This is a genomic window from Curtobacterium sp. JUb34, from assembly GCF_003755065.1.
GTDB lineage: Bacteria > Actinomycetota > Actinomycetes > Actinomycetales > Microbacteriaceae > Curtobacterium.
The window spans coordinates 711,783-733,252 of record NZ_RJVH01000001.1 but is presented as its reverse complement, the minus strand read 5'-3'; the positions used below and the strand labels follow the sequence as shown (position 1 = coordinate 733,252).

Sequence of the window (21,470 nt, the reverse complement as noted above, 5' to 3'; positions counted from 1 at the left end):
TCACGAGCGTCAGGCTTGGACTGACGTGCTTACCTCGAAAACCCCCCCCGCTCAGCGGGGGGTTTTCTGTTCGTCCGGTGGCGGACCCGGGGCACGGAAGCTTCGAGAGTTGGGTGGGGCGATGAGCGAACCCATCGTCACGCCGCTCGGCTTCTCGCACGTGCGCCTCACGGTCACCGACATCCGCCGCAGCAAGGCCTTCTACGAGCAGTTGTTCGGCATGTCGCCCGGCAGTGACTTCAGCGACCAGATCGACGACCCGACGATCCACGACGACCCGTGGCGGACCTACGGCGGGTGCTCGTTCACGTTCGGCGGGCAGACCCTCGGCCTGCGACCGGTCGCACCTGCCGGCGACCGGTTCGATCCTGACCGGGTCGGCATCGACCACGTGTCCTTCCGCGTCGGTTCCGTCGACGACCTGCATGCCGCCGTCGCGCGGCTGGACGCGGCGGGCATCGCGCACGGCGACGTCACCGACCTGCCGCCGTTCGGTCTGGTGATCCTGTCCGTGCAGGACCCCGACGACGTCAACCTGGAGTTCGCGGCACCGCGGCCCTGAGCACGGTGCGCCGGTGTCCGCTTGCCGCGTCCGTCACCCGGACCTCCAGGTGCCACGGAAGCGGGGAGCGTTGCCTGATCGCGTCAGATCTCAGGAGGAGACAGCATGAGCAAGACCTGGTTCATCACCGGAGCGTCGAAGGGCTTCGGCCGCGAGTGGGCGGAAGCCGCGCTCGAACGTGGAGACTCCGTCGCCGGCACGGCCCGCGACACCGACGACGTGCAAGCACTCGTCGACCAGTACCCGGACACGTTCCTCGGACTGCAGCTCGACGTGACCGACCGTGCCGCGGACTTCGCGGCCGTGCAGCGCGCGGCTGAGCACTTCGGCTCGCTCGACGTCGTCGTGAACAACGCCGGCTACGGCCACTTCGGCATGGTCGAGGAACTCACCGAGGACGAGGTCCGCGCCCAGCTCGAGACGAACCTGTTCGGAGCGCTCTGGGTGACCCAGGCCGCGCTGCCGATCATGCGGGAGCAGGGCTCCGGGCACGTCATCCAGGTGTCGAGTATCGGCGGGATCAGCGCGTTCCCGACGGTCGGCGCCTACCACGCGTCGAAGTGGGCGCTCGAGGGGCTGTCGCAGTCCCTGTCGCAGGAGGTCGCTGGCTTCGGCATCCACGTGACGCTCATCGAGCCGGGCGGCTTCTCGACCGACTGGTCCGGACCGTCGTCGAAGAAGAGCGACGAGATCGCCGCGTACGCCGGCGTCCGCGAGGCTGCGTCGAAGCGCCCGTCGGCCGCTGACCCCGGCAAGCCCGAGGCGACCCGATCGGCGATCCTGAAGGTCGTCGACGCCGAGCAGCCGCCCCTGCGCGTCTTCTTCGGCAAGGCGCCGCTCGGCATCGCCGAGAAGGACTACGAGTCCCGCCTGGCGACCTGGCGCGAGTGGCAGCCGGTGTCGGAGGAGGCACACGGCTCCTGAGCGACCTCAGCTGATGATGTTGACCGCGCGCGAGATGACCAGGGCCAGCAGGATGAACCCGCCGAGTGCCTGGTAGGCCATGATCATCTTCGCGCGCACGGTCATCGGCATGGTGTCGGTCGGGCTGAACGCCACCATGTTCGTCATCGCGACGTAGAGGTAGTCGAGGTACACCGGACGCCACGTGGCGGTCTTCGGGTCGGTCTCCTGGGGGAACTGGAAGTCGGCCTCGTCACTCGTCCACAGCTCGGGACGACGACGAGCCACCGGCCCGCCCCGGTCGAGCTCCCAGTACACGAGCCCGAACGCGATGATCGTGCTCACCCACACCTGCAGGGCGGTGAGCAGCACCGCGCCGCCGTCGGCCTGGCCACCGAGGAGCACCTCGATCGTCCGGACCACGGTCAGCTGGTTCGCGACGGTCAGCAGGATCGCCAACGAGAAGGACACCCACCGCGACCAGGTCGTCTCGCGGGTCAGTCGTCGCGGGTTGAAGACGACGAGCGGGATCAGCAGCAGGACGCCGAGCACCGGGACCACCCACGACGGGAAGAACAGCACCTCGCTCGGCAGGAGCAGGCTGAGCCCGAGGTTGACCAGGACGGCGATCGCCACCGGCGCGCGGTGTTCGTGGCGGTGGCGGGTCCTGGTCGGGGTCACGGTGTGAGTGTCGCGCACCGGCTGTGTGCGGAGGTGACCCGCCGCGGCGCGTCGGTCCGTCGTGTCCACCGCTCGACGGACGTGGGGTCGCCCCGGAGGTGCACGACGGCGAACCGAGCGGCGGACGACACCGGATCGCCACCGGTCGAGGCTGGAGCCATGACCGAACGCATCCACCGCCCCGTCCGTCTCCTGGCAGCAGCCGTCCTGGCCGGGGGCCTGGCCCTCACCGCGACCGGCTGCTCCTTCATCCTGCAGCAGACCGGCGACGCCTGGGCGGTCACGTACCAGGTGCAGGTCGACGGGCCGGCCGGGTCGGAACTGACCGACGTGCGCGTCGAGGGTGCCGAGAAGCGCGGTGACGCCCCGGAGGTGCACCGGCTCGGGGCGCAGGAGACGAGTACCGCGACGACGAGCGGCTCGGCATGGGAGCACGAGGCGATCGTCCTCGCCGAACAGCGCGCCTCGGTCCGGGCGACCCCGCCGCGGGGTGCGACGGCCACGTGCCGGATCCTGCTCGACGGCAAGCGCGAGATCGCCACCGAGACCGCGGCCGCTGGGCAGCCCGTGACGTGCTCGGTCGACACCCCGGCGTTCGACTGAGGTTCAGCGGGGGACGGGCGTCGCGAGCGAGAGCGGCTCGACCTCGGTGCCGAGCAAGCGCCCGGCCGCCCGCAGTCCGGACAGCAGCGCGCCGTGCACGGTGGCCGGGTCGTCGCCCCACGTGGCCTCGCCGGCGAGCTGCACCCGGCCGGACGGCGCACCGAGCCGGTCGTGGTCGTCCGGCGACGCCCCGACGTGCAGGTACGAGTAGGAGCCGCGGGCGAACGGGTCGTCGGCCCACCGGGTGATCCGGAACGCCTCGGGTTCGGGGACCGAGGGGCCGAACATCCGCCGCAGGCCGCCGATGCCCTCGTCCACGATCATCGCGTCGGGCAGGGTCTCAAGGCGCCGGGCCCCGGTCCCACCGACCAGGGCGGCCAGCACGGGCGCTCCGGTCACGCGGGACATGTCGTACCAGGAGTGCCAGTCGACACCGGCAGGTCCCTGCTGGCGGACCACCCACGAATCACCCCAGAACCGTTCCGGGAACCGCAGGAACACCTTGTCGTAGACCCCCATCCCGAGCCGGCCCATCGCACCGGTGACCGTCTCGGACAGTGGTGGGTCGAAGGTCACGTCACCGGCCTGCAGCACTCCGAGCGGGACGGTCACGACGACGTCGTCCGCCGTGACCGTCGAACCGTCCGCCAGCCCGACCACGACGCCCGTCGTGGACTGCGTCACCGACCGCACCACCGCGGACAGCCGGACGTCGAGTCCGTCGGCCAGGGCCGCGGCGTACTGGGCGTAGCCACCGGGGAACACCACCTCGTCACCGGGGACGTGTTCTTCTTCGAGGCCACGGGCGTCGAGGACGGTCACGGGTGCGCCGCAGAGGTCCTCGGAGCGGTGCGCCATGTACTCGCGGACCCGCGCGGCCCGGTCGCCCTGCCACCGCAGGGACCGCAGCACGGTGTCGACGGCGGCCGCATAGGTCGAGGGCGGCGGTGCGTGTGCGACGACGGCGTCCAGGGCGGCGTCGACGGTGTGCAGGTCCGCGACGAACGCCGAGGTCGAGGCCTCGGACAGCGGCGCGCCGGAGGGGCCGTGCCACGCGATCGGCCGGCCGTCGAACTGGAAGCTCCCGACGGTGAACTCGACGGTCTCGATGCCGAACCGGGGCGCCAGGGCCCAGAGCGGGTTGCCGTCGACGCCGTGGATCCACGAGGCGCCGAGGTCGACCGGCACCCCGATCTCGTCATCGGTCCAGGTGCGCCCGCCGATCCGGTCGCGGGCCTCGAGCACGACCACGCGCTGGCCGTCGAGCGCGAGCGCCCGGGCCGCGGCGAGCCCGGAGACGCCGGCCCCCACGACCACCACGTCGGCGTCCATCAGTGGCCCCCGGTCAGCGGTGCCATCAGGCGGGCGGCGAGGCTCGGCCGCCCCGTCAGGGCCTCTTCGCGGTCGGCCAGGTCGGTTGCCACGAGCCCGGCGTTCGCCCCGAGGAACCGCAGGGGCTCCGGCTCCCAGTCGGGCGACCGGTGGTTCACCCACGGCAGCGCGGTCAGCGGCGAGGACACACCCCGCACGAGGTCGGCGAGCGTCCGCCCGGCCAGGTTCGTCGTCGACAGTCCGTCGCCGACGTAGCCGCCGGCGGTGCCGACGTGCCCGTCCCAGGTCACGGACGCGCACCAATCGCGCGGCACCCCGAGCGGGCCGCCCCACGTGTGGGTGATCGGTGCGTCGGCGACGGCGGGGAACAGCTCCACCAGGGACCGCCGCAGGTGCTCGAAGACCCGCGGCACCCGGTCGTAGCCGGGGGTGATCGCCGACCCCCAGTGGTAGCGGGCTCCGCGCCCGCCGAACGCCAGTCGGTCGTCCGCCGTGCGCTGCCCGTACACGAGCAGGTGGCGGTAGTCGGAGAACGTCTGCCCGTGCTCGAGCCCGATGCGGTCCCACACCGCCGCGGGCAGCGGTGCCGTCGCGATCATGAGCGAGTACAGCGGCAGGATCCGCCGCTTCGTCTGCTCCAGCTGCGAGCCGTACCCCTCGACCGCGATCACCACGGCACCGGCCGTCACGGTGCCACGCGACGTGACCACACGCCCGCGATCCCAGGACGAGGCGGGCGTGTGCTCCGCGATCCGGACGCCCCGGGCCTCCAGGGCGGCCGCCAGGCCACGCACCAGCGCGGCCGGCTGCACCCGCGCGCAATCCGGGGTCCACGCGACCCCCGCCGATCCGGCGGCGTCGCCGGGTCGGGCCGCGCGCCACGTCATGTCGTCGCCCCACTCGGCCGACGCGGCGACCTCGTCGTGCGCCGCGCGCTCCTGCACGGCGGAGCGTGCGTACAGGACGGTGCCGCCCTTCACGTAGTCGCAGTCGACCCCGGCTTCGGAGGCTGCACGTCCGACCTCGTCGACGGTGTCGCGCATCGCTGCGCGCAGCGCGAGTGCCGCGTCGCGGCCGTGCTCACGCGCGACGGACTCGGCGGACCGCGGGAACAGCGCCGAGCACCAGCCGCCGTTGCGTCCGGAGGCGCCGAACCCGGCGATCTCGCGTTCCAGGACGACGATCTGGAGGCCCGGGTCGGCCTGGTGCAGGTACCAGGCGGTCCAGAGACCCGTCAGTCCACCGCCGACGATCGCGACGTCCGCGGTCGTGTCGCCGTCGAGCGGCGGCCGGGGCGCCAGGTCGTCGCGTCCGATGGACGCGAGCTGGTCGAGCCAGAACGAGACGCCCCGGTAGCCGCTCACGGTCAGATCTTCGACGAGGCCTCGGACAGGACGCTCCGCAGGATCGAGGTGATCTCGCGGAACTCCGGCTGCCCGATGGTCAGCGGCGGTGCGAGCTGCACGACCGGGTCGCCACGGTCGTCGGCTCGGCAGTACAGCCCCGCGTCGAACAGCGCCTTCGACAGGAACCCGCGCAGCAGCCGCTCGGACTCGTCGTCGTCGAAGGTCGTCTTGGTGGCCTTGTCCTTGACGAGTTCGATGCCGTAGAAGTAGCCGTCGCCGCGGACATCCCCGACGATCGGCAGGTCCTTCAGGGTGTCGAGTTCGGCCTTGAACAGCGGGGCGTTCTGTCGCACGTTCGCGAGCAGGCCCTCTTCCTCGAAGATGTCGAGGTTCTCCATGGCGACGGCGGCCGACACCGGGTGCCCGCCGAACGTGTACCCGTGGTAGAAGGTCGTGTCGCCCTTGGAGAACGGCTCGAAGAGCTTGTCGCTGATGATCGTCGCGCCGATGGGGGAGTACCCCGAGGTCATCGCCTTGGCGCACGTGATCATGTCCGGCACGAAGTCGTAGGTGTCGCAGGCGAACATGGTGCCGATGCGGCCGAAGGCGCAGATGACCTCGTCCGACACGAGCAGCACGTCGTACTCGTCACAGATCTCGCGCACCCGCTGGAAGTACCCGGGCGGCGGGGTGAAGCAGCCGCCGGAGTTCTGCACCGGCTCGAGGAACACCGCTGCGACGGTGTCGGGGCCCTCGAACTCGATCATCTCGCGGATGCGCTCGGCCGCCCAGAAGCCGAACTGCTCCTCGGTGCCACCCGGGAAGCCCATCTCCTCGGCACGGTAGTAGTTCGTGTTCGGCACCCGGAAGCCACCGGGCGTCAGGGGCTCGAACATCTCCTTCATCGCCGGGATGCCGGTGATCGCCAGGGCGCCCTGCGGGGTGCCGTGGTAGGCGACTGCTCGGGAGATCACCTTGTGCTTCATCGGCTTGCCCTGGAGTTTCCAGTAGTACTTCGCGAGCTTGAAGGCGGTCTCCACCGCCTCGCCGCCGCCCGTCGAGTAGAAGACCTTGTTGAGGTCGCCGGGGGCGTGCTCGGCCAGGCGGTCGGCGAGCTCGATGGCCGCCGGGTGCGCGTAGGACCAGATCGGGAAGAAGCTCAGCGTCTCCGCCTGCTTCGCGGCCATCTCGGCCAGGCGCTTCCTGCCGTGGCCGGCGGCGACGACGAACAGGCCGGAGAGCCCGTCGATGTAGCCCTTGCCGTGGCTGTCGTAGACGTGGTGGCCCTCGCCCCGGACCATGATCGGCACGTCGGCACCGGCCTGGTTCGCTCCGTGCCGGGCGAAGTGCATCCACAGGTGGTCCCGGGACTTCCGCTGCAGGTCGGCGTCGTCGACCGGGGCGAACGGGTCGTAGGACCCGAGGCGGGTGGACTGGCCGGTGGCCTGGCCGCTGGTCGTTTCGGAGATGGTCATCGCGTTCCCCAGTCGTAGAGCTGTTTGCGGAGTTGCAGGTAGACGAAGGTCTCGGTGCCGGCGACGCCCGGGATGGCCCGGATCGTGCCGTTGAGCAGTTCGATCAGGTCGTCGTCGTCCTCGCAGACGACCTCGACCATCAGGTCGAAGCTGCCGGCGGTCATGACGAGGTAGTCGACCGCCGGCAGCTGTTCGAGGGCATCGGCGACTGTTCGGGTGTCGCCGCTGACCCGGATGCCGATCATCGCCTGGCGGTGGAAGCCCAGTTGCATCGGGTCGGTGACCGCGACGATCTGCATGACGCCGGTCTCGGTGAGCTTCTGGACGCGCTGCCGGACCGCCGCCTCGCTGAGACCGACGGCCTTGCCGATCTCGCCGTACGGACGGCGGCCGTCCGCCTGGAGTTGTTCGATGATCCGCTTCGAGGTGTCGTCGATCGGTCCCGGACGTCGTGGTGCTGCCGCCATGCCGGACAGCATGGCAGCGAGGTCCGGACCGCGCAAGGGATTCCGTTGTGAACACCGTGTTTCGCGACGATTTCCGTTGTTACGGTTCTCCACAACCTCCGAATCCGTCTTCCGCACCGCCGGAATCCGTGTCAGGATCACCGCCATGTTGGACACGACGGAACCGGTGACCACGACGCACGAGGTGCGCAACTTCGTCGGTGGCGCTGCTGTCGAGTCGAGCGCGGACACCCGGTTCGACCTGGTCGACCCCACCACCGAGCAGGTCTACGGCACGTCGCCCGTGTCCACCGCTGCCGACGTCGACGCCGCGTTCACGAGCGCGAGCGCCGCGTTCGCGACCTGGCGGCGCACGACCCCCGGCGAACGGCAGCTCGCACTGTTCCGGATCGCGGACGCCGTGGAGCAGCGGGCGCAGGAGTTCGCGGACCTCGAGTCACTCGACACCGGCAAGCCCCGAGCCTCCCTGGTCGAGGACGAGATCCTGCTGTCCGTCGACCAGATCCGCTTCTTCGCCGGAGCCGCCCGGAACCTCGAGGGTCGCAGCGCCGGCGAGTACATGGCCGACCACACCTCGTTCGTCCGGCGCGAGCCCATCGGCGTCGTGGCCCAGGTCACCCCGTGGAACTACCCGCTCAACATGGCGGTGTGGAAGTTCGCCCCGGCGCTCGCCGCGGGGAACACCACCGTGCTCAAGCCGAGCGACACCACTCCGCTGTCCACCCTGCTGCTCGCCGAGGTGGCCGCCGAGTTCCTGCCGCCGGGCGTGCTCAACGTCGTCGTCGGGGACCGCACCACCGGCGCCGCGATGATCGACCACCCCACCCCGCAGCTCGTGTCCATCACCGGCTCCGTCCGTGCCGGCACGGAGGTCGCCCGTGCCGCCGCCGGTGACCTCAAGCGCACCCACCTGGAACTCGGCGGCAAGGCCCCGGTGATCGTGTTCGACGACGCCGACATCCCGGCCGCCGTCGCCGGCATCGTCGCCGCCGGGTTCTTCAACGCCGGACAGGACTGCACCGCCGCCACTCGGTTGCTCGTGCAGGACGGCATCCACGACGAGTTCGTGGCGGCGCTCGCAGAAGAAGCACGGCACAACGCGCGAACCGGGTCAGACGGTTACTACGGGCCCGTCAACAACGCGAACCAGCTCGCCCAGGTCCGGTCGTTCCTCGACACGCTCCCCGACCACGCCACGATCGAGCTCGGCGGCGGGCGGCAGGGCGACGTCGGCTACTTCCATCAGGCAACGATCGTGTCCGGCCTGCGCCAGGACGACCGCATCGTGCAGCAGGAGGTGTTCGGCCCCGTCCAGACCGTGCAGCGGTTCTCGACCGAACAGCAGGCGCTCACGTGGGCGAACGACGTCGAGTACGGGCTCGCGAGCTCGGTGTGGACGACCGACCACTCCCGGGCGATGCGCTTCGCCCGCGACCTGGACTCCGGGTGCGTGTGGATCAACACCCACATCCCGATCGTCGCCGAGATGCCGCACGGCGGCTTCAAGCACTCCGGCTACGGCAAGGACCTGTCCCAGTACGGGTTCGACGACTACACCCGCATCAAGCACGTCATGTCCTACATCGGCTGACCCGACCCGTCCGAAGCAGCAGGAGGCACCATGGCAATGACCGGCACGTTCGCCGAATCCGGAGCCGATCTCCGGCTCGAGCAGATCACCAAGTCGTTCCCCGGGCACACCGCCGTCGACGCGCTGGACCTGACGGTGCCGGCGGGGTCCTTCTTCGCCCTGCTCGGCCCCTCGGGCTGCGGCAAGACCACGACGCTGCGGCTCGTCGCAGGGCTCGAGGAGCCCACGAGCGGCACGATCACGATCGGCGGCGAGGACGTCACCGACACGAAGCCGTACCAGCGGCCGGTCAACACGGTGTTCCAGAACTACGCGCTGTTCCCGCACATGAGCGTGCTCGACAACGTCGCGTTCGGCCTGAAGCGGCGACGGATCCCGGACCCGATGACGAAGGCACGCGAGGCCCTGCACCTGGTCGAGCTCGACGCCTCGGCCGACAAGCGCCCCGCCTCCCTGTCCGGCGGCATGCAGCAGCGCGTCGCCCTGGCCCGCGCGATCGTGAACCGGCCGGCACTCCTGCTGCTCGACGAGCCGCTCGGTGCGCTGGACCTGAAGCTCCGGCACCAGATGCAGCTCGAGCTCAAGACGATCCAGGCCGAGGTCGGGCTCACCTTCCTGCACGTCACCCACGACCAGGAAGAAGCGATGACGATGGCCGACACGGTCGCCGTCATGAACGGCGGCCGGATCGAGCAGATGGGCAGCCCGCAGGACCTGTACGAGCTGCCCCGCACCGCGTTCGTCGCGAACTTCCTCGGCCAGTCGAACCTGCTCGAGGGCGAGGTCCGCGGCACCGACGGCCCGCTGCTCGTGGTCGCGACCCCGGCCGGCACCATCGCCGTCCCCGCCGACCGCGCCGTCGCCACCTCGGGCAGCGTCGTCGTCGGCATCCGCCCGGAGAAGCTCAAGATCCGCACCTCGGAGCCCACGCCCGAACCCGGCCGGAACATCCTCGGCCCCGGCCGCGTGGTCGACGTCTCGTTCTCCGGCGTCAGCACGCAGTACCTGGTGGACGTCCCCGGCGCCGGCCGCGTCTCCGTCTTCGCGCAGAACTCGAAGGGCGGGCCGCGGATCGCGACCGGCACCGAGGTCTGGCTCACGTGGGGCGTCGACCACGGGTTCGGCCTGGAGGCGCACCCCGCGTCCGACGCGACCGTCACCACCCACGCCGCCACGGGCCTCCAGTCCGCACCCGCCACGGCAGGATCGCTCGCGTGACCGGCGGGGGAGCCGGCCCGGACCTGTTCCGCGGACTGACGTCCGCGCGCGTCAGCCGGCGCGGCCTGCTGGCCGGCGGCGGGGCCGCCGCACTCGCGGCGCTGCTCGCGGGCTGCAGCATCAAGGGTTCGGCAGCGTCGGGCGCCGAGAACGCCGTCGACTGGACCGCGTTCTGGAAGGACGCCGAGGCGACGAAGCAGCTCAACTTCGCGAACTGGCCGCTCTACATCGACTCCGACCACGGCAAGTCGGAGTCGCTCGCGCTGTTCCAGCAGGCCACCGGCATCAGCGTCGACTACCAGGCGGTGATCCAGGACAACGCGACGTTCTACGCGACCGTGTCGCCGATCCTGCGGGCGCAGGGAGCCACCGGCTACGACCTCATCGTGATGACCAACGGGTTCGAGCTGACCCAGATGATCAAGAACGGGTTCGTGTGCGAGCTCGACCACTCGCGCCTGCCGAACTTCGCGGCGAACGCGGGCGACTCGGTGAAGGACCCGACGTACGACCCCGGCAACAAGCACTCCGTCGTCTGGCAGACGGGGTTCACCGGGATCGCCTACAACCCGAAGTACATCGACCGCGAGATCACGTCGTTCCAGGACCTGCTCGACCCGGCGTTCGCGGGCCGTGTCGGGCTGATGAGCGACAACACCGAGCTCGGTTCCCTCGGACTCCTCGCGAACGGCATCGCCCCGGAGACGTCGACCCCGGCGGACTGGCGGAAAGCGCAGGCCTGGTTGCGGAAACTGCGCCCGAGCGTGACCGGCTTCTACGACCAGAGCTACATCAACAAGCTCGAGAACGGCGACACCTGGATCACGCAGGCCTGGTCGGGCGACGTCTTCCAGGCGCAGCAGTCCGGGTTCGAGGACCTGCAGTTCGTCACGCCGGAGGAGGGCCAGATGATGTGGCACGACAACCTCATGATCCCCCGGCAGGCGGCGAACCCGGTGGCCGCCCTCGAGTGGATGGACTTCTACTACACGCCGAAGATCGCGGGCATCGTCGAGGACTGGGTCAACTACGTCTGCCCGGTCCCCGGCGCCGAGGCCTACGTCCGCGACGAGCTCGACGACGCGACGGTGGCGGACAGTCCGCTGGTGTTCCCGGACTCCGACGTGCTGGACCGGTCGCACGAGTTCCGGGTGTTCGAGAACTACGACGAGTACTCGGAGTGGAACGGCATCTTCAACGCGGTGGTGCAGTCGTGACGGCGGTCGGGGTCACCGGGCCGGATGCCGCACCGACACCGGGCGCCGGTCCGGCGCCCGTCCGTCGGGGGCGGCGTCGCAGCACACCGTTCCTGCTCGCGCTCGTGGGCACCGCGTACCTCTGCGTGTTCTTCGTCATCCCGCTCGTCTCGGGGCTCATCGTCTCGCTCATGTCGGGCAACCCGGACGACGGCTACACCTTCACGTGGAACTGGGGGATCTACGGGTCCCTGTTCGTCGACCCGCAGGTGCCGTACCTGACGTTCCTCCTCCGATCCCTCTGGTACGGCGCCGCTGCCACGGTCGTGACCATCATCGTGGGGTACCCGGTGGCCTACTTCATCGCGTTCCGTGTGTCCCCGCGGTGGAAGAACCCGTTGCTCATGCTCGTGTTCGTGAGCTTCCTGGTGTCGTTCATCATCCGCACCGACATGTGGGCGTTCGTGCTCGCGTCGCAGGGGCCGGTCGTCACGTTCCTGCAGGCGATCGGCCTGGCCGGCAAGGACTTCCACATCCTCGGCACCGGCGGCGCGGTGATCTTCGGCGACGCCTACAACGACCTGGCGTTCATGGTCCTGCCGATCTACGCCGCCCTCGAGCGCATCGACCCACGACTCGGCGAGGCCGCGAACGACCTGTACGCCGGCAAGTTCCGGGCGTTCTGGCACACCACCTTGCCGCTGTCCCGGTCGGGCATCTTCGCCGGGGTCCTGCTCGTCTTCATCGACAGCGTCGGCGACCCGGTGAACTCGGCCCTGCTGGGCGGCACGAACACGTACACGATCGGCCAGGCGATCCAGGACGCCTACTCCGGCAACCAGCAGTACAACGTCGCCGCGGCACTGTCGACCGTGCTCATGGTCGTGCTCGGCATCATCCTGTTCATCTACGCCCGCGTCTCCGGCACCGACGACCTCGAGGACCTCGTATGACCGCCGTCGCACCGACCCGTCCGTCCGCCGCCCCGGCCACCGGTGGGATCGCCCGCGGTCCGAGCCGCCACGGTGTGAACCGCCGCGGTCCCTGGCTCGCGATCGTGTACTGGGTCACCATCGCGATCACCCTCGTGCCGATCGTCTACATGATCGTGTACTCGTTCAACGACGCCCCGACGAACCGGCTGTCGTTCGCGTGGAACGGCTTCACGACCTACTGGTACGCGAACCTGGTCAACGTGTCCGGGCTCGGAGCCGCGTTCGTCACCTCGGTCGTCGTCGCGTTCCTCGCCGCGATCATCTCGGTCGCGATCGGGCTGCCGCTGGCCCTGGCGCTCGAGCGGTACCGGTTCCCCGGCCGTGGTGCCGTGAACGCCGTCGTGTTCGCGGACATCGCGGCGCCGTCCATCGTGGTCGGATCGGCGTCGCTCTCCTTCTTCTTGTCGGTGGGACTCGGCACCGGGTTCCTGACCGTGCTCATCACGCACGTGGCGTTCGACGTCGCGTACGTCGTGGTGGTGCTCCGGGCCCGGATCTCCGGCACGTCGCGGGTGCTCGAGGAGGCCGCGAGCGACCTCGGGGCGACGCCGTTCCAGGCCTTCCGGCTCGTGACGCTGCCGCTGCTGGCGCCGGGGATGCTCGCCGCCGGGTTGCTGGCGCTCGCGATGTCGATCGACGACTACGTGATCACCTCGTTCGTCGCGGGGCCCGCGGTCACCTTCCCCCTGTTCGTGTACGGCGCCGCGAAGGCCGGGATGCCGCCACAGGTGCTGTGCTTCGGGACGCTCGTGTTCGCGGTGGGGCTGCTCGTCGCGCTGCTGAACGGGGCGCTCAACCGGCGCCTGGCCCGGACGCGGGGGTAGGGGTCCGCGCCCGCACGGTGCACGGTACGTCGGCTGGTGCGCGGTTGACCGCAGGGTGCGTGCATGTAGCGGCGCACGGTGCGTGGAACCTCGCACGGGGTGAAGAGGTGCGCACGGTGCGGACGGGAGGCGCGTGGCGGGCTGGCGTCGTGCCTCCCGTCCGCCTGTGCGGTGCGTCCACCGCACGGTGCGGCTTTCGCGGGCCGGTGCGCGACCGGCGCGGGTCGCACGGTGCGAGGTGCGTGAGCTGGTGCGGGGTTGGGCGCGTGGTGCGCGCTTGTAGCGGCGCACGGTGCGTGGAACCTCGCACGGGGTGCATAGGTGCGCACGGTGCGGACGGGAGGCGCGTGGCGGGCTGGCGCCGTGCCTCCCGTCCGCCTGTGCGGGGCGTCCACCGCACGGTGCGAGGTGCGTGAGCTGGTGCGGGGTTGCGCGCGTGGTGCGCGCTTGTAGCGGCGCACGGTGCGTGGAATCTCGCACGGGGTGAAGAGGTGCGCACGGTGCGGACGGGAGGCGCGTGGCGGGCTGGCGTCGTGCCTCCCGTCTGCGGGTGGGGCGTCCACCGCACGGTGCGGCTTTCGCGGGCCGGTGCGCGATCCGCGCGGGTCGCACGGTGCGAGGTGCGTGAGCTGGTGCGGGGTTGGGCGCAGGGTGCGTGCTTGTAGTGGCGCACGGTGCGTGGAACGTCGCACGGGGCGGCGACGGGCGCACGGTGCGGGCGGGAGTCCCGTGGACGTGACGACCGGTGGACGAGCGTGTTACGGGCACGAGTCGGGCGGTGTGCCGCGGCGCGCGCCACAGCCGCCGCGCGTAGGTTCCAGCCATGAGTGCAGAGCTGACGCTCGGCGCCGAGGAAGAGCTGCACCTCATCGACCTCGAGTCCGGCCGACTTTCCGCGAAGGCCCCGCGCCTTCTGCCCAAACTGCCCACCGACCGCTTCGGCGCCGAGCTGCAGCGCACGACGATCGAGACGAACACCCCGGTGGTGCGGACCCTCGACGACCTGCGGCGGGTGATCGTCGACCTGCGCAGTGAGCTCAGTGCCGCGATCGCCCCGGCCGGGGTCACGATCGCCGCCGTCGGCACCGCGCCGAGGTCGGAGTACGCCGACTTCGAGCTGAGCGCCGGCGGTCGGTACGGCCGGATGCAGGAGCAGTACCGGATGCTCGTCGACGAACAGCTCATCTGCGGCCTGCAGGTGCACGTCGGGGTCAGTGACCGCGACCTGGCGGTGCTCATCGCCCAGCGGGTGGCACCCGTGCTCCCGTCACTGCTCGCCCTGAGCGCGTCGAGTCCGTTCTGGAACGGGCAGGACACCGGGTACGCCTCGTTCCGGAGCATCATCTGGCAGCGGTGGCCGTCGGCCGGCAGTTTCGGTCCGGTGGAAGACGCCGCCGAGTACGACCGGGTGCTCGACGACCTGATCGCCTCGGGCGTGATCGCCGACAAGAAGATGGCCTACTTCGACGTGCGGCCGTCGTCGCACGCGCCGACGCTCGAACTGAGGGTCTGCGACGCGACCCCGGTGGTGGACGACGCCGTGCTCATCGCCGGACTCTTCCGCGCCGCCGTGCGCAAGGCGGAGAAGTCGGTCGTGTCCGGCGCCGAGTGGCACCCTCGTAGTGAACCCCTGCACCGTGCGGCGATGTGGCAGGCCGCCCGCTCCGGGTTGAGCGGTGAACTGGTCGGCCTCGGACAGCACCCCGAACGCCTGCCCGCCGAGGTCGCGGTGCGCCAGCTCGTGTCCCGCCTGCGCCCGGAGCTCGAGGAGCTGGGCGACTGGGGCACGGTGACGGAACTCCTCGACGCGACCCTGGCCCGCGGCAACTCCACCGACCGGCAGCGCACCGCCTACGCCGAGCGCGGGGAGCTGGACGACGTCGTCGCCCTGGTGGTGGAGGACACCGCGGGGCTTCCGTCAGGACGCGACGAGGACCCGGTGGTCCCGATCCCCGGGTACCGCGTCCGTGCCGGTGACGAAGCGGTCGGTCCCGGGGCGCGCCCCCGTCCGGCGTTCCGCGAGCTGGCGGCCTTCTTCGACGGCTGGGACGCCGAGACCGCGATCGACCGCTGCACCGCCCGTGACGCCTGGACCCGCGAGCACCACGTCGGCTTCGTGGTGGACGGCGGTGCGCAGGCGTTCGGCTGCGACCTGGTGCCCCGGACGATCAGCGCGTACGAGTGGTCGCAGCTCGAGCGGGGCCTGGGGCAGCGTGCCCGCGCGATCGAACTGTTCCTGCGTGACGCGTACGGCGAGCGGCGGATCGTGGCCGACGGCGTGCTGGACGCGGACCACTTCGTCGGCGCGAAGGGCTGGGACCCGGACGCCACCCGGCTGCCGGCGACCGCCGTCCGTGCGCCGGTGCTCGGGTTCGACCTGGTGCGGAACGAGTTCGGCGGCTGGCGGGTGCTCGAGGACAACGTCCGCTCGCCCTCGGGCGTCGCGTACGGCATCGCCCTGCGCGAGCTGATGGACGACGTCGTGCCGGACGCCCCGCGGCCGGCGCACCTGCGCGACCCGCACGGCGTCATCGACCGGCTGCGCCGGACCCTCTGTGCGAACACCACCGCGGTGACGCGCGCGACCGACCCCGTGATCGCACTGGTCAGCGACGGCCCCGGCGCCGGCGCGTGGTTCGAACACCGCAGGCTGGCCGACGGGGCCGGGTTGCGCCTCCTGTCCGGGTCGGACCTGGACGTCCGTGACGGACGCGTGGTCGACGCGACGACGGGCGACGTGCTCGACGGGCTGTACCTGCGGATCGACCGCGACGTCAGTGCGCTGACGGCGGAGCACGCTCCCGACCTCGGTGCGCGGATCCTCGACGCGGCGGAGGCAGGCCGCGTCTACCTGGCGAACGCGCCGGGCAACGCGCTGGTCGACGACAAGGCGATGTACGTCACCGTGCCGGACCTGATCTGGTACTACCTGGACGAGAAACCCCTGCTGGCATCGGTGCCGACGTACCGCACGAGCATCGAGGTGGAACGGCTGTCGGTCCTGGACCGCGTCGGGGAACTCGTCACGAAGCCGGTCGACGGCGAGGGCGGGCGCGGGGTCTTGATCGGACCGAGCGCGAGCGCCCCCGAGGTGGCCGAGCGACGGCGTGAGATCGCCGCGGACCCCGCCGGGTGGGTGGGGCAGGAGGTGGTGCAGCTGTCCTCGCACCCGACGATCGGACCGGCCGGTCTCGACCCGCGGCACGTGGACCTGCGGGCCTTCGTCTACGCGACGGGGACCGGACCGGACGACGTGCACCTGGCCGACGTGGCCCTGACCCGCGTCGCTCCCGAGGGCAGCATGGTCGTCAACTCGTCGCAGGGCGGCGGCGCGAAGGACACGTGGATCGTCGGGAACGCCCCGGCGCACACCGACCCCGCCCCGGCGGACACCGAGGGAGAGCGCTGATGTGTGGACTCGCGGGTGAGATCCGGTTCGACGGCCGAGCGCCGGACGTCGGGGCGGTTGCCCGGATGACCGGCTGCATGACGCACCGCGGCCCGGACGGTGACGGGCTCTGGGCTCGCGGGCCGGTCGCCCTCGGCCATCGACGGCTGTCGATCGTCGACCTGTCCACCGCGGGCGCGCAGCCGATGGTGTTGGCCGAGGCCGGGCTGACGATCGCCTACAACGGGATGGTCTACAACTACCGGCAGCTCCGCGACGAGCTGCACGGCAAGGGGCACCGGTTCGCGTCGACGTCGGACACCGAGGTCATCGCCGTCGCCTACGCCGAGTGGGGCACCGCGTTCGTCGAGCACCTGATCGGCATGTTCGCCATCGCGATCTGGGAGCACACCAGCGGTCGGCTGGTCCTGGCCCGGGACCGGCTCGGCATCAAGCCGCTCTACGTCGCGCCCGTCCCCGGCGGGCTGCGGTTCGCGAGCTCCCTGCCCGCGATCCTTGCGGGAGACAGCGGGTCGGGTGTCGACACGTCCATCGACCCCATCGCCTTCGCGTCCTACATGAGCTTCCACTCGATCGTCCCCGCACCCCGCACGATCCTGTCCGGCGTCGGCAAGCTCCCGCCCGCCACCGTCCGGGTGATCGAGCGCGACGGCACCGCCCGCGACACCGTCTACTGGGAGCCGCGGTTCGAACGCGACCCCGCAAAGGCCGACTGGACCGACCGGGACTGGGAGCAGGCGTTCATCGGGTCGCTCCGCACCGCGGTCGAGCGCCGCATGGTGGCCGACGTCCCCGTGGGCGTCCTGCTGTCCGGCGGGATCGACTCGTCCCTGGTCGTCGGGCTGCTCGCCGAGGCCGGGCAGCAGGACCTCGCCACGTTCAGCATCGGCTTCGAGACGGCGGGCGGTGAGTCCGGCGACGAGTTCGAGTACTCGGACCAGGTCGCGGAGCACTTCGGCACCGACCACCACCGCATCCACATCCCCTCGTCGCGCCTGCTCGACGGCATCGACGGTGCGGTCGCCGCGATGAGCGAGCCGATGGTCAGCCACGACTGCGTCGCGTTCTACCTGCTGTCGCAGGAGGTCTCCCAGCACGTCAAGGTCGTGCAGTCCGGTCAGGGCGCCGACGAGGTACTCGCCGGCTACGACTGGTACCCGCCGCTCGCCGACGTCCCCCGCGACCAGGCCGCCGAGGCCTACCGTTCCGTGTTCATGGACCGCCGCTGGCCGGCACTGCAGGGGCTGCTCGGGGAGCGTTGGAAGAGCGACGACGACACCCCGTCGGCGTTCGTCGACCGCGAGTTCGCGCGTTCCGGAGCGGAGACGAGCGTCGACGCCGCGCTCCGCAGCGACACCACGATCATGCTCGTCGACGACCCGGTGAAGCGCGTCGACAACATGACGATGGCGTGGGGGCTCGAGGCCCGCGTGCCGTTCCTGGACCACGAGTTCGTCGAGCTCGCCGGTGCGATCCCACCCGCGCTGAAGCTGTCGGACGGCGGCAAGGGCGTCATGAAGCGGGCGTCGCGCGGCATCGTCCCCGACAGCGTCATCGACCGCAGCAAGGGGTCGTTCCCGGTGCCCGCGATCCGCCAGCTCGAGGGTCCGTACCTGGAGCGCGTCCGTGACGCGCTGCACGCACCCGAGGCGCGGGAGCGCGGGCTCTTCGACCCGGGTACGGTCGAGCGGATGCTCCAGGACCCGAACAGCACGCGGACCGAGATCGGCGCGAACGCGCTCTGGCAGCTCGGCCTGATCGAGATGTGGTTGCAGCAGCAGGGGGTGCGGTGATGCAGCCGGGAGGCGCGGCGAGCGTCGCGTCGTCGGCGGACGTCCGTCCCTCGGTCATCACCAGGGCCGCGGCCGACCTGGGTGCGCGGCTCGCCGCCGCGTGGGGGTCGTGGGGCCCCACCATGACCCGGAACGCCCGGCGCGTGGCGTTCGTCTCCGACCGGCACGGCACCCCCGAGGTGTTCGTGCAGGACGTCGTCGTCGACGGCGAGGTGCCCGAACCCGTCCGGATCGCGCTGTCCGACGACCCGGTGATCCGGGTGTCGTGGTCGTCCGACGGGGAGTGGCTCGCCGTGGCCATCGCGACCGACGGCGGCGTGAAGCAGCAGGTCTGGGTGGTGCGGCCGGACGGCACCGACGCCGCGCAGATCGCCGGCTCGCGGTACCAGCACGCCGAACTCGGGCCGTGGAGCCGCAGCGGGCACCGGGTCGTCATCACCCTGCCCTCGACCGAAGCCGACCAGCCGGCCCGCTCGTACCTGGTCGACCCGGTCTCCGGCGACCGCGACGACCTGGCCGTCGGCGAACTCATCCACATCCTCGACCTGTCGGTGGAGGAACGGCTCGTCGTGCTGAGCGACGGGCAGCGCGGCCAGGAGTTCGTCGTCGTGGTCGACCGACTGACCGACGAGAGCCACGCCCTGTTCGCCGACGACCCCGACGGGTCCGCTGACATCGCGTTCCTGCGGCCCTCGCCCGCGAGCGAGACCAGCCCGCTCGTCGCCTACGTCGCCACCGAGGCCGGACTGCCCCGCCGCGGACTCGTCGCCCAGCCCGTCGGACCCCACGGCTGGCGTGGCACATCCCGGCGGATCATCGAACGCGACGACGCCGAACTCGAGTACCTCGACGCCGACGACGCCGGCCGCACGCTGCTGCTCGTCTGGAACGTCGACGGGCGCAGCGAACTCGACCTCATCAACACCCACGACGCCTCGCGGACACCGGTACCCGACCTGCCCGGGTACGTCGTCACCGACCCGGTGCTGAGCCGTGACGGCCGGAGCGTGCTGCTCGCCGTCGAGGGACCGACCCGACCGCGGGAGCTCTGGCGGCTCGACACGAACGCGCTCACCTGGAGCCGGGTCACCGACGTGCCCGCACTGCCGGACGCGTCGCTGGTCGAGCCGACGCTCGAGCGGTTCGCCGCCCGTGACGGACTGGAGCTGACCGGCTGGCTGTACCGGGCGGTGGAGCCGGCCGCGTCGTCGGCGGATGCCGATGGCGTGACGCAGGACGTTCCTCCCGGCCCGCGCGCAGCGCTCGTCCACCTGCACGGCGGACCGGAGTCGCAGGAGCGACCCACGTTCTCGCCACAGCACCAGGCGCTCGCCGCCGCCGGGGTGACCGTGTTCGCCCCGAACATCCGCGGATCGTCCGGCTACGGGCACGAGTTCGTGCACGCCGACGACCTGGCGTTGCGGTGGAACGCGCTCGCCGACGTCGTCGACTGCGCGCGGTTCCTGGTGACCAACGGGTACGCCGAGCGGTCCCGCGTCGCCGTCGAGGGGCGCTCGTACGGCGGGTACGCGACCCTCGCGTCGTTGGCGTTCACGCCCGACGTGTTCGCGGCCGGGGTCGCGGTGTGCGGGATGAGCGACTTCGCGACCTTCTACCGGGACACCGAACCGTGGATCGCCTCGGCGGCCGCGACGAAGTACGGACACCCCGTCGACGACGAAGCGCTGCTCGCGGCCCTGTCGCCGATGCGTGCCATCGACGACGTCACGGCGCCGCTGCTCGTCGTGCACGGCGAGCTCGACACGAACGTCCCCGTCGGCGAGGCGCACCAGGTGGTCGCGGCGCTGCGGGAGCGGTCGCACGACGTCGAGTACCTCGAGCTCGCGGGTGAAGGGCACGAGTACCGGCGGGCGTCGTCGCGGGCGCTGCTGGTGCGGCGGATGGTGGAGTTCGTGGCGGCGCGCTTGGGGTGAGGCGGGCGCGGGGCGCTCGGTCTGGTGCGAGGTTCCGTACTCCGTGCGGTGCACGTGCGCTCGCACCGAGCACGGAACCTCGCACGGGCCGTGGGCCCCCTCGCACCGTGCGAGCCGCAGCACGGCGTCACCGGGTGCAACGATGCGCCGGCGGCGCTCGCCGCGTCGGAGAATGGTGGGATGACGACGACTGACCTGATCCGACCCGGAGAGGTCCTCGTGACCTCGGCAGCGGACGTCGAGCAGGTCGTGCAACGCGCCACGAACCAGTACGCCTCCGGGGTCGTCGCGGACACCGCCGGGTGGGCGGACGGCGATCGACGGCGGATCGAGGACCTCGGGTTCCGCGGCGGGGACTCCCGCGGCGAGGCGCTCCGGACCCTCGACCTGACCATCGCCGACGACGGCACCCCGACGCGCGTGCTCGACGCGCCCGCGATGGCCGCGCTGAACAGCCACCATGCGCGGTTCGCCGAGCGGCGCGGCGACGTGGTTCGCTACCAGACCGACGTGTCGGTGTGGACGGGGATCCCCGCGCAGCCCACGCCGCAGGACTGGGAGGACGTCCGGGCGCTGCTCGGGTCGGGCGGGATGCTCGGCGTCGGTGCGGCTGCCGTCCTGCCGTCGGGGTGGGAGCTCGTCGAGGGCGCCGGGGGCGTGCAGCTCACCGGTGAGGCGATCGAGGGTGCGCCGGACCCCGAGGCCGTCGTGCTGACGCCGGACGACGTGCCGGAGATGACCGCGCTGGTGGAGCGGACGAAGCCCGGGCCGTTCCTGCCGCGCACGATCGAGCTCGGCACGTACCTGGGCATCCGACGCGACGGCCGGCTCGTCGCCATGGCGGGGGAGCGCCTGCACCCGCCGGGGTGGACCGAGATCAGCGCGGTGTGCACGGACGAGGCGTACCGGGGGCAGGGGTTCGGGCGTCGGTTGGTGCTCGCCGTCGCGCACGGGATCCGGGAGCGGGGCGAGATCCCGCTGATGCACGCGGCCGCCGGGAACACCGGGGCGATCGGGCTGTACCAGCACCTCGGGTTCCGACTGCGGGACCGGGGAGCGCCGCGGTTCGTGCGGGTGCCGTGAGCTGCGTTCGGCGAGGCCTCGGCAACTGATGTACGGGAATGTCACCGGTGGAGTATCG

The 21,470-nt window shown here is 71.3% G+C and carries 17 protein-coding genes; 12 read left to right on the top strand and 5 right to left on the bottom strand.

Features of this window, described 5'->3' with window-relative positions; translation table 11 throughout:
- The first annotated feature begins 121 nt into the window (after nt 1-121).
- Together EDF63_RS03455 and EDF63_RS03450 are read left to right on the top strand one after the other, a co-directional pair.
- Nucleotides 122-562, top strand: coding sequence for a VOC family protein (locus EDF63_RS03455; RefSeq protein WP_123311224.1), 441 nt, complete (start codon nt 122-124; stop codon nt 560-562).
- Between the two features lie 105 nt (nt 563-667).
- On the top strand, nt 668-1,486 hold the full coding sequence (locus EDF63_RS03450) for an SDR family oxidoreductase (RefSeq protein ID WP_123311222.1): 819 nt from the start codon (nt 668-670) through the stop codon (nt 1,484-1,486).
- A gap of 6 nt (nt 1,487-1,492) precedes the next feature.
- Here the strand turns inward: EDF63_RS03450 and EDF63_RS03445 are convergent, their stop codons facing one another.
- Complete coding sequence (locus tag EDF63_RS03445) at nt 1,493-2,146, bottom strand: DUF1345 domain-containing protein (protein WP_123312194.1); 654 nt, start codon at nt 2,144-2,146, stop codon at nt 1,493-1,495.
- Between the two features lie 159 nt (nt 2,147-2,305).
- On the opposite strand from EDF63_RS03445, the gene EDF63_RS03440 reads away from it, so the two are divergent.
- Nucleotides 2,306-2,749: a hypothetical protein gene (locus EDF63_RS03440; protein WP_123311220.1), complete on the top strand. Its 444-nt coding sequence runs from the start codon at nt 2,306-2,308 to the stop codon at nt 2,747-2,749.
- A 3-nt stretch (nt 2,750-2,752) separates the two neighbouring features.
- Here EDF63_RS03440 and EDF63_RS03435 read toward each other — a convergent pair whose 3' ends face one another.
- The 4 genes from EDF63_RS03435 to EDF63_RS03420 form a co-directional block, all read right to left on the bottom strand.
- Nucleotides 2,753-4,081 (bottom strand): NAD(P)/FAD-dependent oxidoreductase, encoded by a 1,329-nt coding sequence (locus tag EDF63_RS03435; RefSeq protein WP_123311218.1) that lies wholly within the window; start codon nt 4,079-4,081, stop codon nt 2,753-2,755.
- Nucleotides 4,081-5,445 (bottom strand): FAD-binding oxidoreductase, encoded by a 1,365-nt coding sequence (locus tag EDF63_RS03430; protein ID WP_123311216.1) that lies wholly within the window; start codon nt 5,443-5,445, stop codon nt 4,081-4,083. The genes EDF63_RS03435 and EDF63_RS03430 overlap by 1 nt, the downstream gene beginning before the upstream one ends.
- A 2-nt stretch (nt 5,446-5,447) precedes the next feature.
- Nucleotides 5,448-6,779, bottom strand: a complete 1,332-nt coding sequence (locus tag EDF63_RS03425) for an aspartate aminotransferase family protein (RefSeq protein ID WP_260232996.1) — start codon at nt 6,777-6,779, stop codon at nt 5,448-5,450.
- A gap of 119 nt (nt 6,780-6,898) precedes the next feature.
- Entirely contained in the window at nt 6,899-7,381 is a 483-nt protein-coding gene (locus EDF63_RS03420; RefSeq protein WP_035809531.1) for an Lrp/AsnC family transcriptional regulator, read from the bottom strand.
- 133 nt (nt 7,382-7,514) lie between these two features.
- Between EDF63_RS03420 and EDF63_RS03415 the strand changes: the two genes are divergently transcribed.
- The 9 genes from EDF63_RS03415 (at nt 7,515) to EDF63_RS03375 (ending at nt 21,412) form a co-directional block, all read left to right on the top strand.
- Entirely contained in the window at nt 7,515-8,960 is a 1,446-nt protein-coding gene (locus EDF63_RS03415) for a gamma-aminobutyraldehyde dehydrogenase (RefSeq protein ID WP_123311212.1), read from the top strand.
- A gap of 30 nt (nt 8,961-8,990) precedes the next feature.
- On the top strand, nt 8,991-10,178 hold the full coding sequence (locus EDF63_RS03410; RefSeq protein WP_123311210.1) for an ABC transporter ATP-binding protein: 1,188 nt from the start codon (nt 8,991-8,993) through the stop codon (nt 10,176-10,178).
- The gene (locus tag EDF63_RS03405; RefSeq protein WP_221180517.1) at nt 10,175-11,395 is read left to right on the top strand and encodes a PotD/PotF family extracellular solute-binding protein; all 1,221 of its coding nucleotides are present in this window, start codon (nt 10,175-10,177) and stop codon (nt 11,393-11,395) included. The genes EDF63_RS03410 and EDF63_RS03405 overlap by 4 nt, the downstream gene beginning before the upstream one ends.
- A complete protein-coding gene (locus EDF63_RS03400; RefSeq protein ID WP_123311207.1) occupies nt 11,392-12,327 on the top strand; it encodes an ABC transporter permease in 936 nt (311 codons plus the stop codon). Before EDF63_RS03405 ends, EDF63_RS03400 begins: the two co-directional genes overlap by 4 nt.
- Entirely contained in the window at nt 12,324-13,193 is an 870-nt protein-coding gene (locus EDF63_RS03395; RefSeq protein WP_111083719.1) for an ABC transporter permease, read from the top strand. The genes EDF63_RS03400 and EDF63_RS03395 overlap by 4 nt, the downstream gene beginning before the upstream one ends.
- Before the next feature lie 823 nt (nt 13,194-14,016).
- Nucleotides 14,017-16,602, top strand: coding sequence for a carboxylate--amine ligase/circularly permuted type 2 ATP-grasp protein (locus EDF63_RS03390; protein ID WP_123311205.1), 2,586 nt, complete (start codon nt 14,017-14,019; stop codon nt 16,600-16,602).
- Nucleotides 16,602-18,395: an N-acetylglutaminylglutamine amidotransferase gene (locus EDF63_RS03385; RefSeq protein WP_123311203.1), complete on the top strand. Its 1,794-nt coding sequence runs from the start codon at nt 16,602-16,604 to the stop codon at nt 18,393-18,395. Before EDF63_RS03390 ends, EDF63_RS03385 begins: the two co-directional genes overlap by 1 nt.
- Nucleotides 18,395-20,329 (top strand): prolyl oligopeptidase family serine peptidase, encoded by a 1,935-nt coding sequence (locus tag EDF63_RS03380; protein ID WP_123311201.1) that lies wholly within the window; start codon nt 18,395-18,397, stop codon nt 20,327-20,329. The genes EDF63_RS03385 and EDF63_RS03380 overlap by 1 nt, the downstream gene beginning before the upstream one ends.
- A gap of 180 nt (nt 20,330-20,509) precedes the next feature.
- A complete protein-coding gene (locus EDF63_RS03375) occupies nt 20,510-21,412 on the top strand; it encodes a GNAT family N-acetyltransferase (RefSeq protein WP_185021270.1) in 903 nt (300 codons plus the stop codon).
- The last annotated feature ends 58 nt before the right edge of the window (nt 21,413-21,470 follow it).

What these genes read in the sequence shown, in the direction of transcription:
- EDF63_RS03420 (WP_035809531.1), bottom strand. Translation starts at nt 7,381, where the DNA reads ATGCTGTCCGGCATGGCGGCAGCACCACGACGTCCGGGACCGATCGAC.
- EDF63_RS03415 (WP_123311212.1), top strand. Translation starts at nt 7,515, where the DNA reads ATGTTGGACACGACGGAACCGGTGACCACGACGCACGAGGTGCGCAAC.
- EDF63_RS03390 (WP_123311205.1), top strand. Translation starts at nt 14,017, where the DNA reads ATGAGTGCAGAGCTGACGCTCGGCGCCGAGGAAGAGCTGCACCTCATC.
- EDF63_RS03440 (WP_123311220.1), top strand. Translation starts at nt 2,306, where the DNA reads ATGACCGAACGCATCCACCGCCCCGTCCGTCTCCTGGCAGCAGCCGTC.
- EDF63_RS03435 (WP_123311218.1), bottom strand. Translation starts at nt 4,081, where the DNA reads ATGGACGCCGACGTGGTGGTCGTGGGGGCCGGCGTCTCCGGGCTCGCC.
- EDF63_RS03450 (WP_123311222.1), top strand. Translation starts at nt 668, where the DNA reads ATGAGCAAGACCTGGTTCATCACCGGAGCGTCGAAGGGCTTCGGCCGC.
- EDF63_RS03455 (WP_123311224.1), top strand. Translation starts at nt 122, where the DNA reads ATGAGCGAACCCATCGTCACGCCGCTCGGCTTCTCGCACGTGCGCCTC.
- EDF63_RS03375 (WP_185021270.1), top strand. Translation starts at nt 20,510, where the DNA reads ATGACGACGACTGACCTGATCCGACCCGGAGAGGTCCTCGTGACCTCG.
- EDF63_RS03385 (WP_123311203.1), top strand. Translation starts at nt 16,602, where the DNA reads ATGTGTGGACTCGCGGGTGAGATCCGGTTCGACGGCCGAGCGCCGGAC.
- EDF63_RS03410 (WP_123311210.1), top strand. Translation starts at nt 8,991, where the DNA reads ATGGCAATGACCGGCACGTTCGCCGAATCCGGAGCCGATCTCCGGCTC.
- EDF63_RS03425 (WP_260232996.1), bottom strand. Translation starts at nt 6,779, where the DNA reads ATGCACTTCGCCCGGCACGGAGCGAACCAGGCCGGTGCCGACGTGCCG.
- EDF63_RS03380 (WP_123311201.1), top strand. Translation starts at nt 18,395, where the DNA reads ATGCAGCCGGGAGGCGCGGCGAGCGTCGCGTCGTCGGCGGACGTCCGT.
- EDF63_RS03395 (WP_111083719.1), top strand. Translation starts at nt 12,324, where the DNA reads ATGACCGCCGTCGCACCGACCCGTCCGTCCGCCGCCCCGGCCACCGGT.